At 46.5% G+C, this 22242-nt stretch carries 18 protein-coding genes; 1 reads left to right on the plus strand and 17 read right to left on the minus strand.

The annotated features are described in order from the left end of the window. Positions 1–35 precede the first annotated feature (35 nt). Genes HCJ54_RS04080 through HCJ54_RS04110 form a run of 7 tightly spaced genes read right to left on the minus strand, consistent with a single transcriptional unit; the run spans position 36 to position 8294 of the window. The gene (locus tag HCJ54_RS04080; protein WP_187136728.1) at positions 36–1718 is read right to left on the minus strand and encodes a phospho-sugar mutase; all 1683 of its coding nucleotides are present in this window, start codon (positions 1716–1718) and stop codon (positions 36–38) included. After that, the gene (locus tag HCJ54_RS04085; protein ID WP_185525478.1) at positions 1715–2782 is read right to left on the minus strand and encodes a BtaManbiosPhlase; all 1068 of its coding nucleotides are present in this window, start codon (positions 2780–2782) and stop codon (positions 1715–1717) included. The genes HCJ54_RS04080 and HCJ54_RS04085 overlap by 4 nt, the downstream gene beginning before the upstream one ends. A 14-nt stretch (positions 2783–2796) precedes the next feature. Next, complete coding sequence (locus HCJ54_RS04090) at positions 2797–3723, minus strand: DUF1861 family protein (RefSeq protein WP_244966898.1); 927 nt, start codon at positions 3721–3723, stop codon at positions 2797–2799. 11 nt (positions 3724–3734) lie between these two features. Next, a complete protein-coding gene (locus HCJ54_RS04095; RefSeq protein WP_425324790.1) occupies positions 3735–5261 on the minus strand; it encodes an alpha-amylase family glycosyl hydrolase in 1527 nt (508 codons plus the stop codon). A gap of 15 nt (positions 5262–5276) precedes the next feature. Further along, a complete protein-coding gene (locus HCJ54_RS04100) occupies positions 5277–6110 on the minus strand; it encodes a carbohydrate ABC transporter permease (RefSeq protein WP_185408883.1) in 834 nt (277 codons plus the stop codon). Then, on the minus strand, positions 6097–6975 hold the full coding sequence (locus HCJ54_RS04105; protein ID WP_036064552.1) for a carbohydrate ABC transporter permease: 879 nt from the start codon (positions 6973–6975) through the stop codon (positions 6097–6099). Before HCJ54_RS04105 ends, HCJ54_RS04100 begins: the two co-directional genes overlap by 14 nt. After that, the gene (locus HCJ54_RS04110; RefSeq protein ID WP_187136731.1) at positions 6972–8294 is read right to left on the minus strand and encodes an ABC transporter substrate-binding protein; all 1323 of its coding nucleotides are present in this window, start codon (positions 8292–8294) and stop codon (positions 6972–6974) included. Before HCJ54_RS04110 ends, HCJ54_RS04105 begins: the two co-directional genes overlap by 4 nt. A 244-nt stretch (positions 8295–8538) precedes the next feature. Here HCJ54_RS04110 and HCJ54_RS04115 point away from each other — a divergent pair, with 244 nt between their 5' ends. Beyond that, positions 8539–9540, plus strand: coding sequence for a LacI family DNA-binding transcriptional regulator (locus HCJ54_RS04115; RefSeq protein WP_187136732.1), 1002 nt, complete (start codon positions 8539–8541; stop codon positions 9538–9540). Between the two features lie 153 nt (positions 9541–9693). Here the strand turns inward: HCJ54_RS04115 and HCJ54_RS04120 are convergent, their stop codons facing one another. The 10 genes from HCJ54_RS04120 to HCJ54_RS04165 form a co-directional block, all read right to left on the minus strand. Then, positions 9694–10938: an esterase/lipase family protein gene (locus HCJ54_RS04120; protein ID WP_187136733.1), complete on the minus strand. Its 1245-nt coding sequence runs from the start codon at positions 10936–10938 to the stop codon at positions 9694–9696. Positions 10939–11366: 428 nt separating this feature from the next. Further along, positions 11367–11996 (minus strand): orotate phosphoribosyltransferase, encoded by a 630-nt coding sequence (gene pyrE, locus HCJ54_RS04125; RefSeq protein ID WP_185525483.1) that lies wholly within the window; start codon positions 11994–11996, stop codon positions 11367–11369. After that, complete coding sequence (gene pyrF, locus HCJ54_RS04130; protein WP_187136734.1) at positions 11993–12697, minus strand: orotidine-5'-phosphate decarboxylase; 705 nt, start codon at positions 12695–12697, stop codon at positions 11993–11995. The genes pyrE and pyrF overlap by 4 nt, the downstream gene beginning before the upstream one ends. Beyond that, positions 12694–13608 (minus strand): dihydroorotate dehydrogenase, encoded by a 915-nt coding sequence (locus tag HCJ54_RS04135; RefSeq protein WP_036064540.1) that lies wholly within the window; start codon positions 13606–13608, stop codon positions 12694–12696. The genes pyrF and HCJ54_RS04135 overlap by 4 nt, the downstream gene beginning before the upstream one ends. Continuing rightward, positions 13605–14369, minus strand: a complete 765-nt coding sequence (locus tag HCJ54_RS04140) for a dihydroorotate dehydrogenase electron transfer subunit (protein ID WP_342354443.1) — start codon at positions 14367–14369, stop codon at positions 13605–13607. The genes HCJ54_RS04135 and HCJ54_RS04140 overlap by 4 nt, the downstream gene beginning before the upstream one ends. An 18-nt stretch (positions 14370–14387) precedes the next feature. Next, positions 14388–17591, minus strand: a complete 3204-nt coding sequence (gene carB, locus HCJ54_RS04145; RefSeq protein WP_187136735.1) for a carbamoyl-phosphate synthase large subunit — start codon at positions 17589–17591, stop codon at positions 14388–14390. Then, complete coding sequence (locus HCJ54_RS04150) at positions 17584–18672, minus strand: carbamoyl phosphate synthase small subunit (protein ID WP_187136736.1); 1089 nt, start codon at positions 18670–18672, stop codon at positions 17584–17586. The genes carB and HCJ54_RS04150 overlap by 8 nt, the downstream gene beginning before the upstream one ends. A gap of 3 nt (positions 18673–18675) precedes the next feature. Further along, positions 18676–19953, minus strand: a complete 1278-nt coding sequence (locus tag HCJ54_RS04155) for a dihydroorotase (protein ID WP_187136737.1) — start codon at positions 19951–19953, stop codon at positions 18676–18678. After that, positions 19941–20852, minus strand: a complete 912-nt coding sequence (locus tag HCJ54_RS04160) for an aspartate carbamoyltransferase catalytic subunit (RefSeq protein ID WP_187136738.1) — start codon at positions 20850–20852, stop codon at positions 19941–19943. Before HCJ54_RS04160 ends, HCJ54_RS04155 begins: the two co-directional genes overlap by 13 nt. 74 nt (positions 20853–20926) lie before the next feature. After that, on the minus strand, positions 20927–22222 hold the full coding sequence (locus HCJ54_RS04165) for a solute carrier family 23 protein (protein WP_185525487.1): 1296 nt from the start codon (positions 22220–22222) through the stop codon (positions 20927–20929). Between the last annotated feature and the right edge of the window lie 20 nt (positions 22223–22242).

Raw genomic sequence — 22242 nt, forward strand, 5'->3', positions numbered from 1 at the left:
CCACGCGAGAACGGTTGTGGATGCTCTTTTTTCATTCAGGTTAAAACGATTTTTTCAAGTGCTTGTAATGCGCTTATCGCCTGTTCTTTTGTTTTTCCTGTACTGCTAAAATAAAATTTGCATGTCGGCTCTGTTCCTGACGGTCGCACGCAGAACCATGACCCATCTTCTAAGTAGAATTTCAACACATTCGAGGTTGGTAAGCGCATCTTTTCTTCTTTACCTGTCGTCAAGCTGGTGGCTAAGCCGAACAAATAGTCTTCTTTAGACGCAAGCGCTAAGTTTGGCATCGCGTCGGTGCGCAAGTTTTCCATAATCGCTTGTATTCGCGCTACACCCTGCTCTCCTTTTGCTGTGATGGTATGAAGCGATTCTGCGTAATAGCCAAATTCTTGATAAATGGCTTCCATCGCTTCGTATAGTGTTTTTCCTTGTAACTTGTAAAATAAGGCTACTTCTGCTGTTAAAAGTGCGGCCTGAACAGCGTCTTTATCCCGTACAAATGGCGCGACTAGATAGCCGTAGCTTTCTTCATACCCGAACAGAAATTTGGCCTCACCTGACATTTCCCATTCTGCGATTTTTTCACCGATAAATTTGAAGCCTGTCAATGTATTGTATGTTTTCACACCGTACTTGCTGGCTATTTTCTCGCCAAGGTCGCTTGTTACAATCGTTTTAATGAAAGCACTGTTTGCAGGAAGATGTGGCTGTTTTACTAAATAATGCAACAACAGCGCGCCAAGTTGATTCCCTGTTAAAACTTGATACATGCCTGCTTCGTTTTTAACAGCGACGCCAATCCGGTCTGCGTCTGGGTCCGTGGCCATCAGAATGTCCGCATCATTACTCGCTTCTATCGCCATGGCAAATGCGGCATGGTCTTCTGGATTCGGAGAGCTTATCGTCGGGAAGGTACCATCCGGAATGGCTTGTTCCGCCACAACACTCACATCGCTGAATCCCGCTTGCGCCAAACTCTTCGTAACGAGCACCTCTCCTGTCCCGTGAAGGGGCGTATAGACAATTTTTAATTTCGAACCTTGCGTCTTTACTAGTTCAGGATTTTGGGTAACAGCACGTACCTGCTTCAAATAAGCCTCATCGGCATTGACACCCAGCCTAACCAGCAGCCCCGCATCAACGAGCGCCGACTCCTTCGCAACGGGAATCGCAAATAAATCTTCTGTAGCTGCTAAATAAGCTGTTATTTTGGCGGCATCATCCAATGTGATTTGGCAACCATCAGACCCGTAGACTTTAAAACCGTTGTATTCTGCTGGATTATGGCTTGCTGTAATCACGATACCTGCCGCCGCCCCCCATTCCCGTACCATAAAGGACAGTTCTGGCGTGGGGCGAAGTGTGTCCGATAAATAAACTTTAATACCTGCTGCACCTAAAACAAGTGCGGCTTCCAAAGCAAATGCTGCTGAAAAATGGCGGGAATCATAAGCAATCGCGACGCCTTCTGCTTGCCGTTTTTGTTGAACAATATTCGCCGCAACGCCACTTGTCACCCAGCGAATCATGTATGTATTGATCCGATTCGTACCGCAGCCAAGTTCACCACGCATTCCACCCGTTCCAAATTCCAAATAACGATAAAAATGGTCACGCCTTGATTCGTCGTCTGATAATTCCGTCATCTGTTTTTGAAGCGCCGCATCGTTTTCCGACGCCACGCTCCACTTCTGCCAATTTTCCTGCCAAGTCATTGATTCTCATCCTTTAATTGTTGCAAAATTTCTTTCAAGCTCATCTCACAGCAAGCCATCGATGTATCTGCTACGCCATAATACATTTTGACAATATCGCCTTCTACGATTGTACCGCAGCCAAAAACGACATCGCCGAAAAAGCCATTTTTCTCGTAATCTGCTTCTGGTTCTAAAATCGGCGTTTCTGTTCGTGCCAGTACTTTCGTTGGGTCATTCAGGTCGAGCAAGACGGCACCCATGCAATAGCGGTGATCTTTTGTCGCGCCGTGATAGAGCTCGAGCCACCCTTCTTCCGTCCTAATCGGAACAGCACCGCCGCCAATTCGACCGCTATCCCAATATCCGTCGCGAATGCCAAACAAATGTCGGTGATCGCCCCAACTATGCAAATCCGGGGATGACGCAATCCAAATATCCAGATTCCCGATACTCTTCAAACTTGGACGATGTAACGCGTAATATTTGCCATTCACTTTTTCCGGGAAAATTAAAACATCTTTATTTTCTGGTGCAAAAATATTTCCCTCGTACTCGTAGCTCACAAAGTCTTTCGTGGAAACCATAGCATCCGCCACGCCCATTTCAGAAACGGCACTAAAATTCACATAGTACACATCATCAATTTGCGTCACACGTGCATCTTCAATTCCAAACGTCTGATATTCATTACATGGATACAAAAACGGTTTTTCATCGACTGTAAAATGATGCCCATCTTTACTGCGCGCAATGCGGATGTAAGAAAGCGACGTCAAATACGCAAAGCCTTCCAATTTATCTTTCGTACGAATCATGCGCGGATCTTCAAAGTCATACATTGGGTCATCCAAACGAAATTCGAGAATATCCAATTTCTGCGTCTCTACATTAAAAACAGGCGCCTTCACAATATTCGGATCTGCACTGATCGGTTTTTCTGCCACACGTAAAAGCAACAATGTTTCCTCTTGATACTTGGCCACGCCCGCATTAAATGCGCCTAACACCTCAAAATCTGGGCGATGCGGTGCCACATCAGCCGGTGTAATTAATGGGTTTTCCTCATAACGATATATATTCATAATTCCTAATCTCCCTATCCTTCAAATTTCACAAATGGATCGCGAATCGTGCGTTTCTGCGCGTCCGCATCACTAATTCCTACGTATAAATCCGCCGTACCATCCGGTTTACGAATCAATCCACCACTGAACACAACGTCGACTAAATCCGGACGCTTACTCGGCCCTGCTAAAAAGTCTCCGCGTTCTGAAATAATCTCCATCGGCGCTACAATCGTCCCATCTTGCGGATCAATGACACAAATCGCCGCGTAGTAATGCCGATTTCCCGCCAGATCAAAATTCGCAATATGTGCGAGTATGCCTAGTTTGCCGTTTTTCAATACGTGGATTTCGTTTGCCCCGCCCCACTCATTTTCTGCAAAATGGGGAGCTAGAAGTGGCGCTGCCTCGATCAATTCGATGGTGACATCTGCCAAATTTTTCACAAGACAGAAACCAATTTTTCCTCGTCCACCTTTTTCACCTTGTGGTCTAGTAAATACTGCGATATCACCATTTGTCAGTTGCTTCAAACGCAAATCTTTCATGCCTACTGGGCCTTGGAAGAACAGCATTAAATCCGCGAGTTGCGCCCCGCGATATAAGCAAGTTCGCCACGCCAATTTCGCCGGATCAGCTTCACTTGGAAACACTTCCACGCCGCCAATGATCCATTCCCCATCGATTCGCGTCACGAATGGATCTTGAAGCGCCAATTTGGGCATTCCATCAAGCCATACCCACGACGCGTCCCTCTTTTCAAAAAAGCCGATTTCCGCCATCTCGCTGTCTCGCGACTCCACTCGTCCAGCAATCACCGCAACCCCATCCGATACAACGAACGGCGCCGTAACATTATACACATCCTTGTCCGCGACACCAACAAAAGCTAGACGCTCCACTGCTGACGGTGCATTTTTCGCCCGATATTCCGCTAATAAAACTGCAATCTCTGTCATCATAAACTCCTTCATATCTTAAAAATTACCGCCGCATTTGCTGGTAACACTATCGTTTCCAAATCAAAAACAAGCGCCATATTGGCCAAAACCTCCGTCACATTTCCCCATGCATTCGAAATGGTTCGTGCTTCGCCAAAATTCAAGCACACTAAATAATCACCGCGAATGTACATTAAAAACTCGCCATCCGCTTCAAAATATCGATATCCCGGCTCGCAAAAATCCGCCGTTTTTCGAAGTGTAATCAGGGCTTGATAAAAACGATACATCCTCTTGGCTCGTTCAAAGTCTGGCGTCACCTGAGATATCCAGCTAACCGCACCATCTGAAAATCCTTCCGGCCAAGTCATCGGCGCCCTCGCCTTATCGCGCGTCTTATCCTGCGCCAACATTAACGCCTCAACTTCCGATTTTCCAGCCATAAGCGCCTGCTCGTATGCATAAACACCTTGCACGTCCCGCATTTCATCCAGCGACTCCGGAATAAAATCCGCCATGCCCAACTCCTCACCAAAATAAATAAAAGGAACTCCGTGCGCCGTCAACATCAACATCGCAAGTAACTGCGCCACATCCTCGCGCCCGTCCGCTAAACGATTCCACGACCGACTCATATCATGACTCCCAAAAAACAACGTCGGCATCCGCCCATCCACATAAACCTGCTGCATCCGCACCAGTTCCGCGACAATTTCATCCCGACTAGGCACACTGCCAAAATTAAAATTAAACGTCACATCCAGCCCATCCATGCCCGCGTATTTTTCGATTTCTTCCAATTTGTCCGAACTGATCTCACCGACCGTAAAATAATCGCCACGCGCACGAATCCGCGCACCAATTTCCGCCATCATCTCCGGCATTCCCGGCTGATCCTTATCAAAAACATGCACCTGTTCACCGCTTGCATCCACCGGATTATCCGGAAAATTCCGAGTCAACGTCAAATTATTAATCACATCCAACCGGAACCCATCCAGCCCCTTAGCCAACCAAAAATCAAACACCTTCCAAATCTCACTACGCACTTCCTCGTTGCGCCAATTCAGATCGACCTGCTCTTTCGCAAAACTGTGATAATAATATTGCTGCGTCCCCGCGTCCCATTCCCACGCCGAGCCACCGAAAAAAGATTCCCAATTATTCGGCGTGTCCTGCCAAACGAACCAATCTCGTTTCGCATTCGCCTTCGAACTTCGCGATTCCGTAAACCACACGTGCTCCGTCGAAACATGATTTACCACCATATCCGCGATCACCCGAATCCCGTACGCATGCGCCTCAGCGACAAATGCCTCCAAGTCCGCCATCGTGCCATAATCCGGATCAACCGCACAATAATCACTCACATCATACCCGTTATCCACTTTCGGCGATGGATAAAACGGCGTCAACCAAATCCCACCAATACCCAGTTCCGCCAAGTACGGCATTTTCTCACGTAATCCTTTAAAATCACCAATGCCATCCCCATTACCATCTTTAAATGACGGCATATAAATCTCATAAAAAACCGTTTCCTGCCACCATTTCAGCATCTTTCAAACTCCTTATTTCAATGTAAACTGCATACCCTCTTGGAATTTTTTCGAGAAGAAGAGGAATAAAATAATGAGCGGTAAAGTCAGAACAACCGACGCCGCATACATTGGACCAGGGTACGTTGCATACGGCCCAAACATTTGCGAAATCAACACGTTCAACGTCACCGTACTATCACTTTTCGTCACGATTAAATCCCACAATAGATTCGTCCAACGATCCGTGAATAAGAACAAGAAGATCACCGTACTAATCGATTTTGACATCGGCAAAACAACACGGAACAAAATTTTCAAATCGCTCGCTCCGTCCAATTTCGCAGCCTCAATCAACGTATCTGGAATCGCCTTGAAAAAGTTCGTATACATAAATATCGCCCACATACTCATCATTGTCGGAATAATCATCCCCGCATACGTATCAAGTAAACCAACATTCGTAATCATCAAAAATTGCGGAATCAGCAAAATAATCGCTGGGAAAAACATTTGGAATAAAATCACATTATTGACGAAGATTTTCCCTTTAAATTTCACTTTCGCAAGCGCGTAACCGACCATAATCGCGAAAAACAACATGAGTCCCGTCGCAATGGTCGCCACAATAATCGTGTTAATAAACGCTTGAATCCAAGGCGCAGGCGCGGAGACCGTTGCATTACCAAACAACCAACTCCAAGAACGCGTCGTGAACTCCGTCGGAATCAATTTCCGATCGACCTGATCCCACGCCGCAAACGAGTTGAGCACGAGATAAATAAACGGATAAATCATGACTAATAGAATCAATGTGGTTAACGTATAGCGAACCGTCATACCCCACTTACTTTTACGACCAACCATTTCTCTCGCCCCATTTCTCTAGTCCTTTTTTTATAACACCAATCGATGCAAACGTCACAACAGCTGCCACAAGCGAGATCGCAGACGCATAGCCTGATTTCAAGTTGACAAAGGCTTGGTTATAAATTTCCATTTGCCATGTGTTTGTCGCAAAGTTCGGCCCACCGCCAGTTAGCTGGTAAACCTCTGTGAATATCCCGAAGCTCACGCCCACCGCCAACACAATCACCGTGAAAAGCGCTGGATACATCATCGGTATCGTGATTTTCCAGAACGTGCGGAACCTGCCCGAACCGTCCATCGCCGCCGCTTCATAAATCTCTTCGTTAATACTAGATAATCCTGATATCAAAATCAGTGCGTAATAACCCGACATTTTCCAAGCGATCATCAGCGAAATAACGAATAGCGATGTCATCGGCGTTCCTAACCAATCAATATTCAAGCCAAAATTGTCACGCAAAAAGATGTTCAGCGGACTGTTATAAGATAGCAAACCTTTCACAATCAAAGACGTAACAACGCCTGACGAAAGATACGGTAGGAAAAAAGCAACTAAGTATAAACCTTTGAATTTCGGTAGCCCATTCACAAGTACCGCAACGACCATCGACATAATAATCGCGAGTGGTACGAATACAATCAAGAACTTATATGTCACCCAAAACGATGCTTTCACCGCTGGGCTTGCAAATGCTTTCATGAAATTATCAAAGCCCACAAAATTGATTTCTGGACTCATCATATTCCAATCCGTCACAGAAAGCCAAATCGCCCAAACGAGCGGTATTAAAAAGAAGATAATCGTGAAGATAACATACGGGCTGGTAAAAGACCAGCCCAATTTATTGTTTAGCTTCTTCATTTCTGAAGCACCTCATCCTCAGCTTTCTTCATGTCGTTCCAAGCTTTCGCAGGTTTCTTCTCGCCACGAACAACTGGATTCCAAGCTTGTTCACCGATGATTTGTTGAATGTCATTATAATCTGCGTTATCCATTGCCGGAATCGCAAATGGCACATTTTCAGCATAGACTTTCAGCGCTGGGTTTTCCTTGAAGAATGCTGTAAATGTTGCGTTCTCTGTCGCATCATCACGTGCTGGAATTAAATTTGTTGTTTCTAGGAATTTCAAATCATTTTTATCGTTGCTGTAAACGAAATCTAGGAATTTAACCGCGGCTTTTTTCTCTGTATCTTTCGCCTGCGCGTAGAACACGATTCCTTTTGCATCCGAATACGTATTCACGTTTTCCGCGTCTTTTAAGTCATCTGGAACTGGCGGTGTGCTAACCGTATATGTTTCGCCATTTTTTAGCTCTGGGAATTTCTCTGCCCAGTTCGGGAACGACCACGGGCCAAGATCTGCCATGATACTCGTCCCTGTTTCGAATGGATCTGTTGCTTGTCCTGCTAATAACAGGTCATTTTTTTGTAGCTCAGACATGAACGTCAACATTTCTTTTCCAGCTTTGTCATCCGCTACAAACTTGCCATCTTGTACAAACGGATTACCTTTAGAAGCCGCATTATACAGTGGGAAGAAGTCAAACCAACGCATCCAAGATGTCGGATCCGCCAAATCGGCTTTTGCCCAAATCACTTTATCTGGATATTTCGCTTTTAGTTTTTTACCAGCAGCGAGCACATCACTATATGTTTTTGGTGTTTCCGTCACACCAATTTCTTTCAAAATATCAGTACGCCATGCAAAAAGAATCGGATTAGAATAAACTGGGAACACATATTGGTTACCGTCCGAGAATTTCCAAGAATCCAAACTATCAACCATTTTACGTTTTTCGGCTACTTCTTTCATGCCATCGATTTCGTTAATTGGCACGATTGCTTTACTATTCGCCAATTGTGCGGCGAAGCTACGATTTATATTTTCCGAAATAGTTGGCACTGTTTTCGACGCAATGGCCGCCTGCACCGTTGCTTCGGAGGATGGACTTTCTTTCATTTGTGATACTTCTACTTTAATATCTGGATTTTCTTTCTCAAAAGCTGTTGCCATTTCTCCCCAAAACTTCATCTGCGTTGGGTTTGGTGAGGCCCAAAATGTGACCTTCGTTTTGCCATCAGCTGACGCGTCCTTATCGCTTCCCGAGCCACAACCCGCTAGTAAACTCCCTACTACTGCTACGGATAAAACAGAAAACACCACTTTTTTTAATTTCATCTTTCATGTCCTCCTAGTTAAATCATAATTGTAATTTTGTAAGCGCTTGAATTACAATTACATTATTGCATTACTATTTTGTAATGTCAATAATTACTTTTCGTGTACATTGAAATTAAACACTAATATAGGCATATATGCAGTATTTAGAATTACATTACAAATTACATTACTTTTCAATTGCAATCTATGACGAATACTCTTATAATGAAATGAGAGAAAGTCCCATCTAGGAGGAAGAAGAATGAAAAAAGTCACGATGCAAGATATCGCAGACGCTTTGCAGATTTCAAAAAACTCAGTATCACAAGCTCTTGGGAATAAGAATGGCGTTGGCGAGCAGACAAAGCGACTAGTACTACAAAAAGCAGATGAAATGGGATACCAATACAAAAAAGACGTGGTTTACACGCCTACCGATAATCAATTTGCACTTGTTGCCACTGAATTTGCCTTATCACAAAAAAGTTTTTTTGGTGAGATTTGCTTGAGTTTGGAACAGGAAATGACGGCGCGGGGATTTTATTTAACGACGCTTGCGGTAACGCCTAATGCGATCGCTGAAAATCAGCTACCACGTGAACTAGAGGAGAAAAATTGGCGGGGAATTTTTGTTTTGTCGCATATTAGTGATGTGTTTGTGAAGCAAATTTTGGAGCTCGGCACGCCTACTGTCATGATTGACCACCACGATCCACACTTGCGGACAGATACGATATTGTCGCAGAATAAGGATGGTGCTTTTGTGGCTGTGGAGCATTTGATAGAGCTTGGTCATACGCGGATTGGCTTTGTTGGCGACATCGATTTTTCACCGAGTTACGAAGAGCGTTTTGAAGGCTATTGTAAGGCGATGCGGCATTATCAGTTGCCGGTGAACGCGCATTACACGATTACGAGTATTAAAGAGGAGCAGGCCGCGTTGTTTCAGGCGCTGGAAGGCTTGGAAGAGTGGCCGAGCGCGTGGTTTTGCGTAAACTCAGGGCTTGGATTTATTTTGAATTCGTATTTTCAGTCGAAAGGATTTGCGATTCCGGAACAGGTGTCGATTGTTTGTTTTGATAATACGGAATTTGCGATTTTGGCGCAGCCGCCACTGACGACGATGTGTACCGATTTGCGGTTTATGGGGAGAAAATCCGCGGAAACAATGGAATGGCGATTGCGAAATCCGAGTGCGCCGATTGTAAATGTGGCGATTGGGACAGAATTGATTTTGCGGGAGTCAACAGGAGCCTCGCGCTAGTATAGGTACTCATAAGAAAACGACGCTATCAAGAACCTACACTCTTTTTATAGCGCCGCTTTTTATTCCTTAATTAGTACACTCTGTTCCACTAGCCATATTGGAGCATATTGTTCTACATTTATCCGCTCATTATTTGAATGGCATACTGGCTTATTTAGGTAGTTCAGACAGATTTTTAGCTAGTTTTAGATAAAAAGCATTTACCACAAAAGCTGGTTTGTCTGCAAACGTAGTAAAATCATAATGATCCCATCCTTGCATTGCTGGATAGTAGCTCCACTGACCTTTCACAGGGTTTTTATCCGCCACTTTTGCTGCGTCACCGAAAGGATAGTAGCTTGATTTGACACTGACTAAACCGTCATTTGCCGCCCATGAATCGTCTACTTTCATACCATTTGAAGCTGTTTTCTTAAAATTAATCATATACTTTGAAACCGGTATTACTACGGGGAACATCGTTATCATTGGTGTTTCTTTTTTTGTCAAAAGACTCTTCGTAGTCGCTTGGCCTGTGTATGAAAAATAGTATACGTCGGCTTTTGTTTTTAAATTCGCTTTATTTGCGATGACTCCGTCCACCGATAAATCGTAGCTAGCAATATCTTTTGATTTCCAAATAGGGTTACTAAAAACACGATTATTATAAGTGAGGAGCGACTCATTCGGTAAGCGTTTTAAACCAAACTGATCTAATTTAAAGTCATATATTGTTGGACTCAAAAGTTTGCCGCTGAGAGCACTCATTCCAATCAGTGTATTTTTAACAACGGGGACAACCGAGTTGCTCTCTTCTACAAAAGTCGTGCCGTTATTTGGTGCGGCAATCGTAGTCACACTCTGCACTGAATGTTTCCCTCCAACAAATAAAGACGAGATACCTTGTTCTGGGTGTTCTTTAAAATAAGCTTGTTCTTCGGCACTCCCGTCTTCCAGTAGGTTCGTCAATTCACGAATTGTCAGTCCTCCCATGCTGTGCCCGACGAGATGAATCTTATTGGTATCACTCCATTGAGGATAAACCCCTGGATAGGTTCTCCCATATCTTGCATGTTTTTCTTTGATAGCATGGGCAGCTCCATAATCTACAGTACCTCCCATGATATAGGCATACAACTCTGCACTGCGGTCCCAATCACTTGCATAGGGACCTACCGCAGCCGTGTAAGTGTTATGCCCATTTTTCTTTAACACCTCTTGAATATCGTTTAATCCACCCCAATATTTAAACCCAAACACTTCATTTCGATCCCATCCAGCCAAGCCATGTACAAGGATAATTGGATAGTCATTTTTACTTGTTGCTGCTTTTACTGTTTGGCTCATTCCTTGTGATGATACAGTGACGAAGAATAAAACACTAGCGAAAAAAATAATCCATTTACTTTTTGACATACGTATACTCCTTTTTTAAATTAATAAGCTGCTTCATTAGATCTAGTTCTGCCATTCCTCCTTTTATCTGTAACTTAGAATTTATACTCCTTCATCTAATTAGCAGTTAATACGTAGTTTATTTTAAGCTATCCGTCCATATAACACCACGAATGTAAGCGTTCTATATAAGAAGAAACATAAAATTCACTGTTTATTCATAGATAAAGAGGTTTTTTGTCTTATATCAGCCTTTTTTGCTTGAAGTCTATCACCTAGTTATTACATCATTGTGAGCGTAAGCAAGAGAAATTTGATTGATGCACAAATAAGCAAAATGTCACCAAACCTATTTAACAGGCGAGGCGTACATTTTGCTTACTAGGAATACGAGGTTTACGCGCGAACATGTAGACAATACATAACATGCTGCGTCGGCATTCAACTCATTATTCTCCCCATTTCTCGGGGTCTTTATTCCATTCTTTGAGCGTTGTCATGTCTGCTTCCGATACGTAACCTTCATCCAACGCAACTTCGAGTAGTGTTTCATAATTTGTCAGAGCCGCAACTTCTACATTCGCAGCGCCAAGTAGTTTTTTTCCTTTTTCTAATCCGTATGTAAATAAGGCGGCGATTCCGAGGACTTCGCATCCTGCTTCTCGCAAGGCTTCTACGGCTGTGATCGAGCTACCGCCTGTTGAAATCAAGTCTTCAATCACGACTACTTTTTGGCCTTTCGTGATGGGACCTTCGATTTGGTTCCCTTTGCCGTGTTCTTTTGCTTTAGAGCGGACGTAAACCATTGGTAGGTCTAGGATATCACTTGCCCATGCAGCGTGTGGAATGCCTGCCGTTGCGGTTCCTGCCAGTACTTCGACCTCTGGAAACGCGGTTTTTATTTTTTCCGCAAGTGCGGCGGCGATGAATTGGCGGGTTTTCGGGAAGCCCATTGTGAGGCGGTTATCGCAGTAGATTGGGGATTTGATACCAGATGCCCACGTGAATGGATCGTTTGGCTGTAAGAAAACGGCTTTGATTTTTAATAGTTGCTCGGCTACTTGTTTTTCGGTTGTCATTTGTTCCACTCCTTCAAAATAGTTTCGTACGCTTGATATGGGTCAGTTGCTTTGGTGATCGATCTGCCGACGACGATAGCGGTTGCGCCGATTTCGCGGGCTTGATGTGGGGTTACGACGCGTTTTTGGTCGTCTTTTGTGTCGGTTTCTAAACGGATTCCTGGTGTGACGCGTAAAAATTCGGGACGGGTGATTTCTTTGATTTTGCCTGCTTCTAGCGCGGAACAGACGACACCATCGAGCCCTGCTTCGTTCGCCAAGGTGCTGTAGTGAAGAACGGAATCCATCAGGCTTGCTTGGATCAGTTGATCGGACTGCATTTCGGCTTCACTTGTGCTCGTTAACTGGGTAACGGCGATGAGGCGCGGGCGGCGGGAAGAGCTAGAACCGATTTCGAGTCCTTCCAGTGCTGCTTCCATCATCGCGCGACCTCCTGCGGCGTGCACGTTGACCATATCGACGCCCATGCGAGCGAGACCGATCATCGCGCTTTTGACGGTGTTCGGGATGTCATGCAATTTTAAATCGAGAAAAATTTCATGACCGTCGTGTTTTAAGCGCTCCACCAAATGTGGGCCTTCAAGATAGAAAAGTTCCATGCCGACCTTGACGGACAGCGTGTCCCCTTTTGGAAATCGTTTTAAAAATGCTTCGACTTGGGCGTATGAGGCGAAATCGAGCGCGATAATTGGTTTTGTCATGCGTTTGTTCTCTCCTTTTTTAAGTCGGCTAATGTCGTGATTCCTAGTTCATCCATGCGGGCTGGCAGGGCGTCGATCAGATTCGGGCAAATGTAAGGCTCGGTAAAATTGAGCGTGCCTACTGCGACGGCATCTGCACCAGCGATGAGAAATTCGAGGACGTCATCCACGGTTTGGACGCCTCCCATGCCGATGATTGGAATGTTGGACACGGCGCGGACTTGGTGGATGAGGCGAATCGCGACGGGTTTGATGGATGGGCCTGATAAGCCGCCAGTACCGTTTGCGAGGATCGGTTGGCGCGTTTTGAGATCGATGCGCATCCCGAGCAAAGTATTGATCATCGTGAGTCCGTCGGCGCCTGCTTCTTCGATCGCCTTGGCAATTGGGACAATATCCGTTACGTTTGGCGAGAGCTTCACGTAGATTGGGACGCTTGCCACGGCTTTCACGGCTTTCGTGAGTTGGTACGCTACTTCTGGATCGGTTCCAAACGCGATACCGCCGTGTTTGACGTTCGGGCACGAGATGTTGAGCTCAATCGCCTTCACGTTTGGTGCATCGCCAATTCGTGCGCAAACTTTGACATAGTCTTCTTCGGATGCTCCGGCGACGTTCGCGATAATTGGTGTATCAAAACGCTCTAGCCATGGCATTTCGTGCGCCATTACATGATCGAGTCCAGGATTTTGTAGGCCAATTGCATTTAACATTCCGGACGGTGTTTCCGCCACACGCGGCGTCGCATTGCCGTAACGCGGTTCTGGCGTCACTGCTTTTGCCATAATGGCGCCAAGTTGGTTCAAATCGTAAAATTTGCTATATTCCTTGCCGAATCCAAAACACCCAGATGCGGGCATGATGGGATTTTTCAGTGATAAGCCTGGTATGTCAACGGCTAAACGGTTCATATGACTACCTCCCCAGCCCGGAAAACCGGACCTTCATCGCATGCTTTATAACTTTTCGTCGGATCATCCGTACGCTGACAAACGCAGGCATAACAAGCCCCAACACCGCACGCCATCCGCTCTTCTAGTGATAAAAAGGTTCGCTGGTTGGCAAATCGTTCGGATACAACGCGTAACATCGCGGTTGGCCCACAGCTGTATACCGTATCTGGCGTGAAGTCGAGCGCATCGGTAACCGTCGTTACAAAGCCTTGCGTTCCTCGCGTTCCGTCCACTGTTGCAACAAAACAATCGCCGAGTTCTCCCATTTCCTTTTCATAAAAAACATCTTTGGCGGAGCTAAAACCTAAGACAAATGTGACCGTCGAGCCTTGTGCGACTAGTTCTTTGCCGAGCTGATAAAGCGGCGGAACCCCGATACCGCCACCGATCAACAGTGCATGTTCCCCAGGCTTCGTTTCTTGCGGCGCGAAACCATTGCCAAGTGGCGCAATCACGTCGATCGCATCTCCTGCAATCAGGTCTGCAAAATCCGCCGTTCCGTCACCATCTACGCGGTACAACAACGTACATTGTTCCCGCGCCTTATCTATCGCACAAATACTAATCGGTCGGCGCAAAAGAAGGTCCGCTCGTCGCGGTTTGAGTTGCATAAATTGTCCAGGATACATGGCAAGCACAATATCCCCTTTTAATACCAACTCAAACACCCGATCCGCGATCAACTTTTGGCTGACAACTTCCATCTTTGTTTGTCTCACGTTTCTCCACCCCGTTCTTTATACTGTTTCGCTTACCCGCGCTGGTTGCATTGCTTCCATCTCGAATGACCGTGATTCTAACACCCGCAAAATTGCTTCTGCCGTGTCGAGTGATGTACAAACCGGCACACCATTTTCCACCGATTCCCGGCGAATTTGGAAACCGTCACGCTCTGGTTGTTTGCCCGTCGTTAATGTGTTCACTACAAGCGTTACTTGCCCATTTCGAATGTAATCGATCAGCGTTCCTTGGTTCTCACCGATTTTCTTCACTTTCGAAACCGGAATGCCTTGCTCTTCTAACACGAGCGCCGTTCCAGATGTCGCCATAATTGTGAAGCCGATATTTTTAAACCGTTTCGCAAGCGCCGTAGCTTCTGCTTTATCTCGATCTGCCACTGTCAAAAGCACCGTTCCATAATCGAGCATCTTCACGCCACTCGCTACAAAACCTTTGTACAGCGCCTTTTCAAGCGTACGATCTTTCCCCATGACTTCCCCTGTTGACTTCATTTCAGGGCCCAGCGACGTATCCACACTACGCAATTTCGCAAACGAGAACACCGGCACTTTCACAAAAATCTCTTGTTTTTCTGGTGCCAAACCTTCTTTGTAACCCAACTCTAGCAATGTTTTACCTAAAATGACTTTCGTCGCCACATTCGCCATTGGAATGTCCGTAATTTTGCTTAGGAAAGGGGCGGTACGGCTTGATCTCGGGTTTACTTCGATAACAAAAACTTCCTCATCCGCGACAACATATTGAATGTTTAGCATCCCGATGATTTTCAGACCTTTCGCGAGACGCGTCGTGTAATCTACAATCAGATCCTTGACGTGTTGCGACAAGCTTTGTGCCGGATAAACGGCAATCGAGTCGCCAGAATGGACCCCTGCTCGTTCGATATGTTCCATAATGCCTGGTATCACAACGTTCTCGCCATCACTAATCGCGTCCACTTCTACCTCTTGACCCTGCACGTAGCGATCGACAAGCACTGGATGTTTCGGATTCACTTTGACCGCGTTATTCATGTAATAGCGCAGCGCTTCTTCTGATTCCACGATTTCCATCGCACGACCGCCGAGCACGTAAGAAGGCCGAACCAAGACCGGATAGCCAATCGTCGTTGCCACCGCGATGGCTCCATCGATAGACGTCGCTGTTTTCCCAGCAGGTTGCGGGATTCCAAGTTCCACGAGCGCCTTCTCAAACTTATCACGATTTTCTGCGCGATCGATGTCTTCGAGTGACGTTCCAAGAATTTTCACGCCGCGTTCTGCCAAACCGTCCGCCAGATTGATCGCCGTTTGACCACCGAATTGTACTACCACGCCAAGCGGCTTCTCCAGTTCAATGACATGCATCACGTCTTCCAGCGTTAATGGTTCAAAGTAAAGCTTGTCGGAAATACTGAAATCCGTCGAGACCGTTTCCGGGTTATTATTGATGATAATCGCTTCATATCCCGCTTGCTGAATTGCCCAAACCGAGTGCACCGTTGCATAGTCAAACTCGACACCTTGCCCAATCCGAATCGGTCCAGAACCAAGCACAATCACGCTTTCCTTCTCTGAGCGAATCGATTCATTTTCATCCTCATAACTACTGTAAAAGTATGGCGTTGTCGACTCGAATTCCGCCGCGCACGTATCGACCATTTTGTAAACTGGGATAATACCCGCTTCTTTGCGAATATCGTACACCTCAAATGCCGTCATATTCCAAAGTTTAGCGATGGCACCGTCACTGAATCCGTTCCGTTTCGCGGCACGCAGTACTTCCAAATCCCCAACATTCGTCGCAATTTCCGACTCCTGTTTGATAATTTTCTCCAATTTATATAAGAAGAACAAATCAATCTTTGTTTTCGCGTGCAGGTCTTCAATCGTCCAACCTTTACGAAGCGCCGCCGCTAGGAAAAATAATCTGTCATCTTCCGGAAAACAAATTTTGCGTTCGAGTTCTTCCAAACTCGCGTTCTCCGCTTGATCCAAATACAGATGGGTCGTCCCAATTTCAAGCGACCGAACCGCCTTCAAAAGTGACTCCTCCAAATTTCGCCCAATCGCCATCACTTCTCCCGTCGCCTTCATTTGCGTACCTAAACGACGATCCGCTTTTTCAAACTTATCAAAAGCAAAGCGTGGAATCTTCGACACGACGTAATCAAGCGCCGGCTCAAAATGCGCATACGTTGTTCCTGTTACTGGATTTTTCATTTCATCTAGCGTCAAACCAACCGCAATTTTGGCAGCGAGCTTCGCAATCGGATAACCCGTTGCCTTCGAAGCTAGCGCCGACGAACGACTCACGCGCGGATTCACCTCGATCACGTAATACTCGTAGCTATCCGGATCAATCGCCAACTGCACATTACAGCCACCCTCGATTTCAAGCGCGCGGATAATTTTCAACGACACATCACGAAGCATTTGGTATTCACGGTCCGACAGCGTCTGGCTCGGCGCCACCACAATCGAATCCCCTGTATGAATCCCGACTGGATCAATATTTTCCATGTTACACACGACCATCGCATTGTCAAACGCATCACGCATCACTTCATACTCAACCTCTTTAAAACCAGCAATACTGCGCTCCAGCAAACATTGCGTTACCGGGCTGAGTTTCAAGCCACTCGCCACAATCTCCGCCAAATCCGCGTCATTCAGGCAAATCCCGCCACCAGAACCACCAAGCGTATAAGCCGGGCGAACAATCACCGGATAACCAATTTTTGCAACAAAGTTCTGCGCTTCTTCCAAACTATGAATGATGTCACTCTCAGGAACCGGTTCGCCGAGCTCATGCATCAAATCACGAAACGCCTCGCGATCCTCCGCCTTCTTAATCGCCACCAAATCCGTTCCTAAAACTTCCACACCACACTCATCCAAAATTCCGGCTTCCGCAAGTTCCATCGCCATGTTCAGTCCCGTTTGACCACCAAGCGTTGGCAAAATTGCATCTGGGCGTTCTTTGCGAATAATCCGCGATACAAAATCAAGCGTAATCGGCTCAATATAAACCTTGTCCGCCATCTCCACATCCGTCATAATCGTCGCCGGATTCGAGTTCACAAGCACCACTCGGTATCCTTCCTCTTTCAAACTCAAACACGCTTGCGTCCCCGCGTAATCAAATTCCGCGGCTTGTCCAATGACAATAGGGCCAGAACCAATTACTAAAATAGTTTGAATATCCTCACGTTTAGGCATTTTGTTCCGCTCCCTCCTTCTCCATCATCGCTATAAACTGGTCAAATAAATAATTGACATCACTCGGTCCAGGGTTCGCTTCCGGATGATACTGCACCGTATACGCCGCAAACTCTTTGTGCGCCAAGCCTTCCACCGTTCCATCATTCAATTCAATATGCGTGACAACAATGTCTTTATCTACCAGCGAATCCGCATCCACCGCATAGCCGTGGTTTTGCGCTGTAAAATCAACGCGACCTGTTGCCAGCTCCTTCACAGGATGATTCGCCCCACGATGCCCGAATTTCAGCTTAAACGTATCGGCCCCATTAGCTAAAGCGAAAAGCTGATGTCCTAAGCAGATACCGAACAACGGCACTTTTCCTTGCAAGCCGCGAATCATTTCGATCGCTTCCGGCACATCTTTCGGATCCCCAGGTCCATTCGAAAGCATCACGCCATCCGGATGCATCGCGAGAATTTCCTCTGCTGTCGTATTATAAGGTACGACCGTGATATCGCAATCACGTCTGTTCAACTCGCGCATGATGCTACTTTTCACGCCATAATCCACGAGCACAACACGCTTGCCTTCCCCAGGATTCGTAAATGCCTTCGAACAAGAAACTTCGCGCACTTGATCCACCGGCAACCGCACCGAACGCAGATGATGCAACAAATCTTCCCGATTCGCCTTTTCCAGAGCCAAAATTCCTTTTAACGTCCCTTCCTTACGAATAATCTTCGTCAATTTCCGCGTATCAATCCCCGCAATCCCTGGAATATCCTTTTCCTTCAAAAACTGATCCAGCGTCAATTGGTTGCGCCAGTTCGAAGCAAATTCCGCCGCCTCACGCACCACCACACCTTTTACAGCCGGGTGAATCGATTCAAAGTCGTCACGATTCACGCCATAGTTCCCAACGAGCGGATATGTAAACGTGATGATTTGCCCGTAATAACTCGGATCCGTAATCGTCTCCTGATACCCTGTCATTCCCGTATTAAAAACAACTTCCCCGATCGTTTCGCGGTCACTGCCAATCGCCTCACCGATAAAATAATTACCGTCTTCCAGCATCAAAATCCGTTTTGTCATCCGTTATTCCACCCCTTCTTCAAAAACAAGCGTACCTTCCGCAAATGTTGCAACTGGCCAACCGACACAATTCCAACCAGTAAACGGCGTATTTCTACCCTTCGATGCAAAACTTTCTGGATCAATCGTGGCTGCTTTTTCTAAATCAATGACCGTCACATCCGCAATCCCGCCAATTTCAAGCACACCGTACGGAAGGTTAAAGCATTTTGCTGGTTTCACCGTCATCCAATCGATCAATTGCTTCAGCGTCCACTCCCCCGTTTTTACAAAATGCGTATAAAGTAGCGGGAATGCCGTTTCAAGTCCTACGATTCCAAACATCGCTTTTTCCATTGGCACGTTCTTTTCCTCTGCCGCATGTGGCGCATGATCCGTCGCAATAAAATCAATCGTCCCATCCAGCAAGCCTTCGAGCAATGCCGCATGATCCTCCTTCGCACGCAATGGCGGATTCATTTTCCAATTCCCGTCATTTCCCGGTATGTCCGTCTCATTCAAAATCAAGTGATGCGGTGAAACCTCTGCCGTTACGCGAATCCCAGCACGTTTTGCATCACGCACCGCACGAACCGACTCCTTCGTCGAAATGTGGCAAACATGATAGTGACAGTTCGCCGCTTCCGCAAGCAACACATCGCGTGCAATTTGAACCGATTCTGCAATGTTCGGAATCCCCGCCAAACCTTGCTCCTGCGCAAAAATACCGTCATGCACAACCCCACCATAAACCAGCGAGTTATCCTCACAATGCGCCACAATCGCCATATCCAGCGCCCCAGCTTCCTTCATCGCCTCATACATCATGCCCGCCGTCTGCACACCTACACCATCATCCGTGAAAGCGAACGCGCCAGCAGCTTTCAACGCCGCAAAGTCCACCAACTCGTCACCCTTCAAACTCGATGTAATCGACGCGTATGGCAACACACGAACCGCCGCTGTTTCCTTAATCCGATCCACAACCTGCGTCATCACTTCCGCCGTATCCGGTACCGGTTTCGTATTCGGCATCGCACAAACCGTCGTGTACCCACCACGAGCAGCCGCAGCAGTTCCCGTCGCAATCGTCTCTTTATGCTCCCCGCCTGGTTCCCGCAAATGCACGTGCACATCCACAAGCCCTGGTGCCACCAATTTCCCAGCCACATCAATGACTTTGGCACCATCTAGCGTCACATCTTCGCCAATCGCCGTAATCCGACCATCCGCAATCGCCACGTCCTTAACAACCAAATCCCCAGTTTCCGTCAACACTTTTCCATTTTTCAATACGTACATGTCGTCACCCTCGTTTCTTTATCTTGGCAAACTGCCTCTAAAATAGCCATCCGAATATATACACCGTTCGTCATCTGTTCCACAATGCGCGATTTCTCGCATTCCACTAAACTATCCGCGATCTCCACATCCCGATTCACAGGACTCGGATGCATGATAATCGCACGTTCCTTCATCTTCGCCGCCCGCGCTTCCGTCAAACCGTATTTGGCGTGATAATCCGACTTCGTAAAACTAAGCAACCCGTCATGCCGCTCCTCCTGCACACGCAAGAGCATAATCACGTCCATCTGCTCCACCAAATCATCCATCGCCATATACGTCCCAAGCGCAGCACAACTCTCACGCATCCACTCCGGCGGCCCTGCAAAAAACACTTCCGCGCCCAGTCGTTTAAGCGCCTGCATGTTCGAATTCGCCACTCGACTATGCACAATATCCCCAACAATCGCGACCTTCAGCCCTTTAAATCCACCAAACTCTTCCTTAATGGTAAACAAGTCAAGCAACGACTGACTCGGATGTTGCCCACAACCATCACCACCGTTCACAACCGCAATCCCTAATTTGCGAAGTGGCTCATAATAATTCTCATCTGAATGCCGGATTACCGCTACATCCACACCAATCGCCTGCATCGTCAGCGCCGTATCATATAACGTTTCTCCTTTTGTCACGCTTGATTTCGAAGGATCAAATGACAGGACGTCAATGCCAAGCTTCTTCTCAGCCATCTCAAAACTGTTGTGCGTTCGCGTGCTTGCCTCAAAAAACATGTTCACGGCATACCTTTGTTTTTTCGGAGTCCAAATCTCTCCTTGTTTGAAACGCGCTGCCCGATCAAGCAATTCTTCAATTTCCACTACAGAAAGCTCTTCCATCGACACTAGATCCTTCATTCAAAACGCCACCTTTTCCTTATTATTTATACGAAAACCTCCAAAATTGCGTTTTAGAGGTCTCGTCGTTGTTTTTATTTATGTGTTTTTGCTTCAGGTAAGACCAAGTTTAAGATAATCCCAAGCAATGCCGCCATCGCCATACCTTCTAGTTTGAAAGAACCGATTTCAACTAGCAAGCCGCCGATTCCGACAACAAGGACAACCGATGCAATGATCATGTTGCGGTTCACGCTAAGGTCTACGCGACTTTCAATCATCATCCGCAAACCACTTGTTGCGATAACTCCGAACAAGAGTAAGGAAATGCCGCCAAGCACCGCTGTTGGTACCGATGTGATGACGGCGTTAATGTAGCCGATGAAGCCAAACGCGATCGCAAACACCGCAGCACCCCCGATTACGAAGACACTGTATACTTTCGTAATCGCCAGCACCCCAATGTTCTCACCGTACGTCGTTACAGGAGGCCCGCCGATAAGGGAAGCAATAATCGACGCCGTACCATCTGCTGCAAGCGAACGATGCAACCCTGGATCTTTAAAAAAGTTACGATTCGTAATTCTGTTCAAAAGCAATTGATGCCCCATATGTTCCGCCATCGTCACAAAAGCAAGCGGCGCCATCGAAAGCACAACCGTCAGCGTAACAACCGGATCCATATTCACAAACGGAATCGTGAAGTCAGGCACTTGGAAAAGACTCGCATTTTGAATGAGTGTATAATCGACCAACCCAAATGCCATACTCACCAAGTAGCCTATAACAAACCCGCAAAGTATCGGGATAAGTCCGAAGAACCCTTTGAAAAACATCATCGCGATAATCGTAACGACTAGCGTGATCAAAGCGACTAATAAAATTTTATAATCATATGCGCCACCGTTGTTCGTTCCCATCGCCATCGCCGCAGCACTTGGCGCAAGCGACAAACCGATAACCATGATAACCGGCCCCACCACGATTGGCGGCAGTACGCGTTGAATCCATTCGATTCCCACGTAATAAACAATCATCGCCACAATCGCGTACACAATCCCAACCGAGAACGTCCCGACCATAACGGCCCCAGGTCCTCCGCCAGATTTCGCCGTAAGCAACATCGTTATTGGTGCGATAAACGCAAATGATGAACCTAAGTAAGCTGGAATTTTGCCGCGTGTAATAATCAAGTAAGCTAGCGTCCCAAGACCACTTGATATCAGGGCCACGCTTGGATTTAAGCCGGTCACAGTTGGCACAAAGATCGTCGAGCCAAACATCGTGAACAGATGCTGGATGCTAAGAATAATCCATTTATTCCAAACCGGTTTCTCGTGAATATCTAATACTGGCTTTACGTAATTTTCTGGTGTCGTTTCTTCTGTCATCTTACTCCCTCTTTCCGACT

Source organism: Listeria grandensis (genome assembly GCF_014322885.1).
GTDB lineage: Bacteria > Bacillota > Bacilli > Lactobacillales > Listeriaceae > Listeria_A > Listeria_A grandensis.

Excerpts from the sequence above, each read along its gene's own strand:
- HCJ54_RS04165 (WP_185525487.1), bottom strand. The coding sequence starts at position 22,222 with ATGACAGAAGAAACGACACCAGAAAATTACGTAAAGCCAGTATTAGAT.
- HCJ54_RS04105 (WP_036064552.1), bottom strand. The coding sequence starts at position 6,975 with ATGAAGAAGCTAAACAATAAATTGGGCTGGTCTTTTACCAGCCCGTAT.
- HCJ54_RS04150 (WP_187136736.1), bottom strand. The coding sequence starts at position 18,672 with ATGACAAAACGGATTTTGATGCTGGAAGACGGTAATTATTTTATCGGT.
- pyrE (WP_185525483.1), bottom strand. The coding sequence starts at position 11,996 with ATGACAACCGAAAAACAAGTAGCCGAGCAACTATTAAAAATCAAAGCC.
- HCJ54_RS04155 (WP_187136737.1), bottom strand. The coding sequence starts at position 19,953 with ATGTACGTATTGAAAAATGGAAAAGTGTTGACGGAAACTGGGGATTTG.
- HCJ54_RS04100 (WP_185408883.1), bottom strand. The coding sequence starts at position 6,110 with ATGGTTGGTCGTAAAAGTAAGTGGGGTATGACGGTTCGCTATACGTTA.
- carB (WP_187136735.1), bottom strand. The coding sequence starts at position 17,591 with ATGCCTAAACGTGAGGATATTCAAACTATTTTAGTAATTGGTTCTGGC.
- HCJ54_RS04160 (WP_187136738.1), bottom strand. The coding sequence starts at position 20,852 with ATGAAGGATCTAGTGTCGATGGAAGAGCTTTCTGTAGTGGAAATTGAA.
- HCJ54_RS04120 (WP_187136733.1), bottom strand. The coding sequence starts at position 10,938 with ATGTCAAAAAGTAAATGGATTATTTTTTTCGCTAGTGTTTTATTCTTC.
- HCJ54_RS04090 (WP_244966898.1), bottom strand. The coding sequence starts at position 3,723 with ATGACAGAGATTGCAGTTTTATTAGCGGAATATCGGGCGAAAAATGCA.
- HCJ54_RS04080 (WP_187136728.1), bottom strand. The coding sequence starts at position 1,718 with ATGACTTGGCAGGAAAATTGGCAGAAGTGGAGCGTGGCGTCGGAAAAC.
- HCJ54_RS04115 (WP_187136732.1), top strand. The coding sequence starts at position 8,539 with ATGAAAAAAGTCACGATGCAAGATATCGCAGACGCTTTGCAGATTTCA.
- pyrF (WP_187136734.1), bottom strand. The coding sequence starts at position 12,697 with ATGACAAAACCAATTATCGCGCTCGATTTCGCCTCATACGCCCAAGTC.
- HCJ54_RS04110 (WP_187136731.1), bottom strand. The coding sequence starts at position 8,294 with ATGAAATTAAAAAAAGTGGTGTTTTCTGTTTTATCCGTAGCAGTAGTA.
- HCJ54_RS04085 (WP_185525478.1), bottom strand. The coding sequence starts at position 2,782 with ATGAATATATATCGTTATGAGGAAAACCCATTAATTACACCGGCTGAT.
- HCJ54_RS04135 (WP_036064540.1), bottom strand. The coding sequence starts at position 13,608 with ATGAACCGTTTAGCCGTTGACATACCAGGCTTATCACTGAAAAATCCC.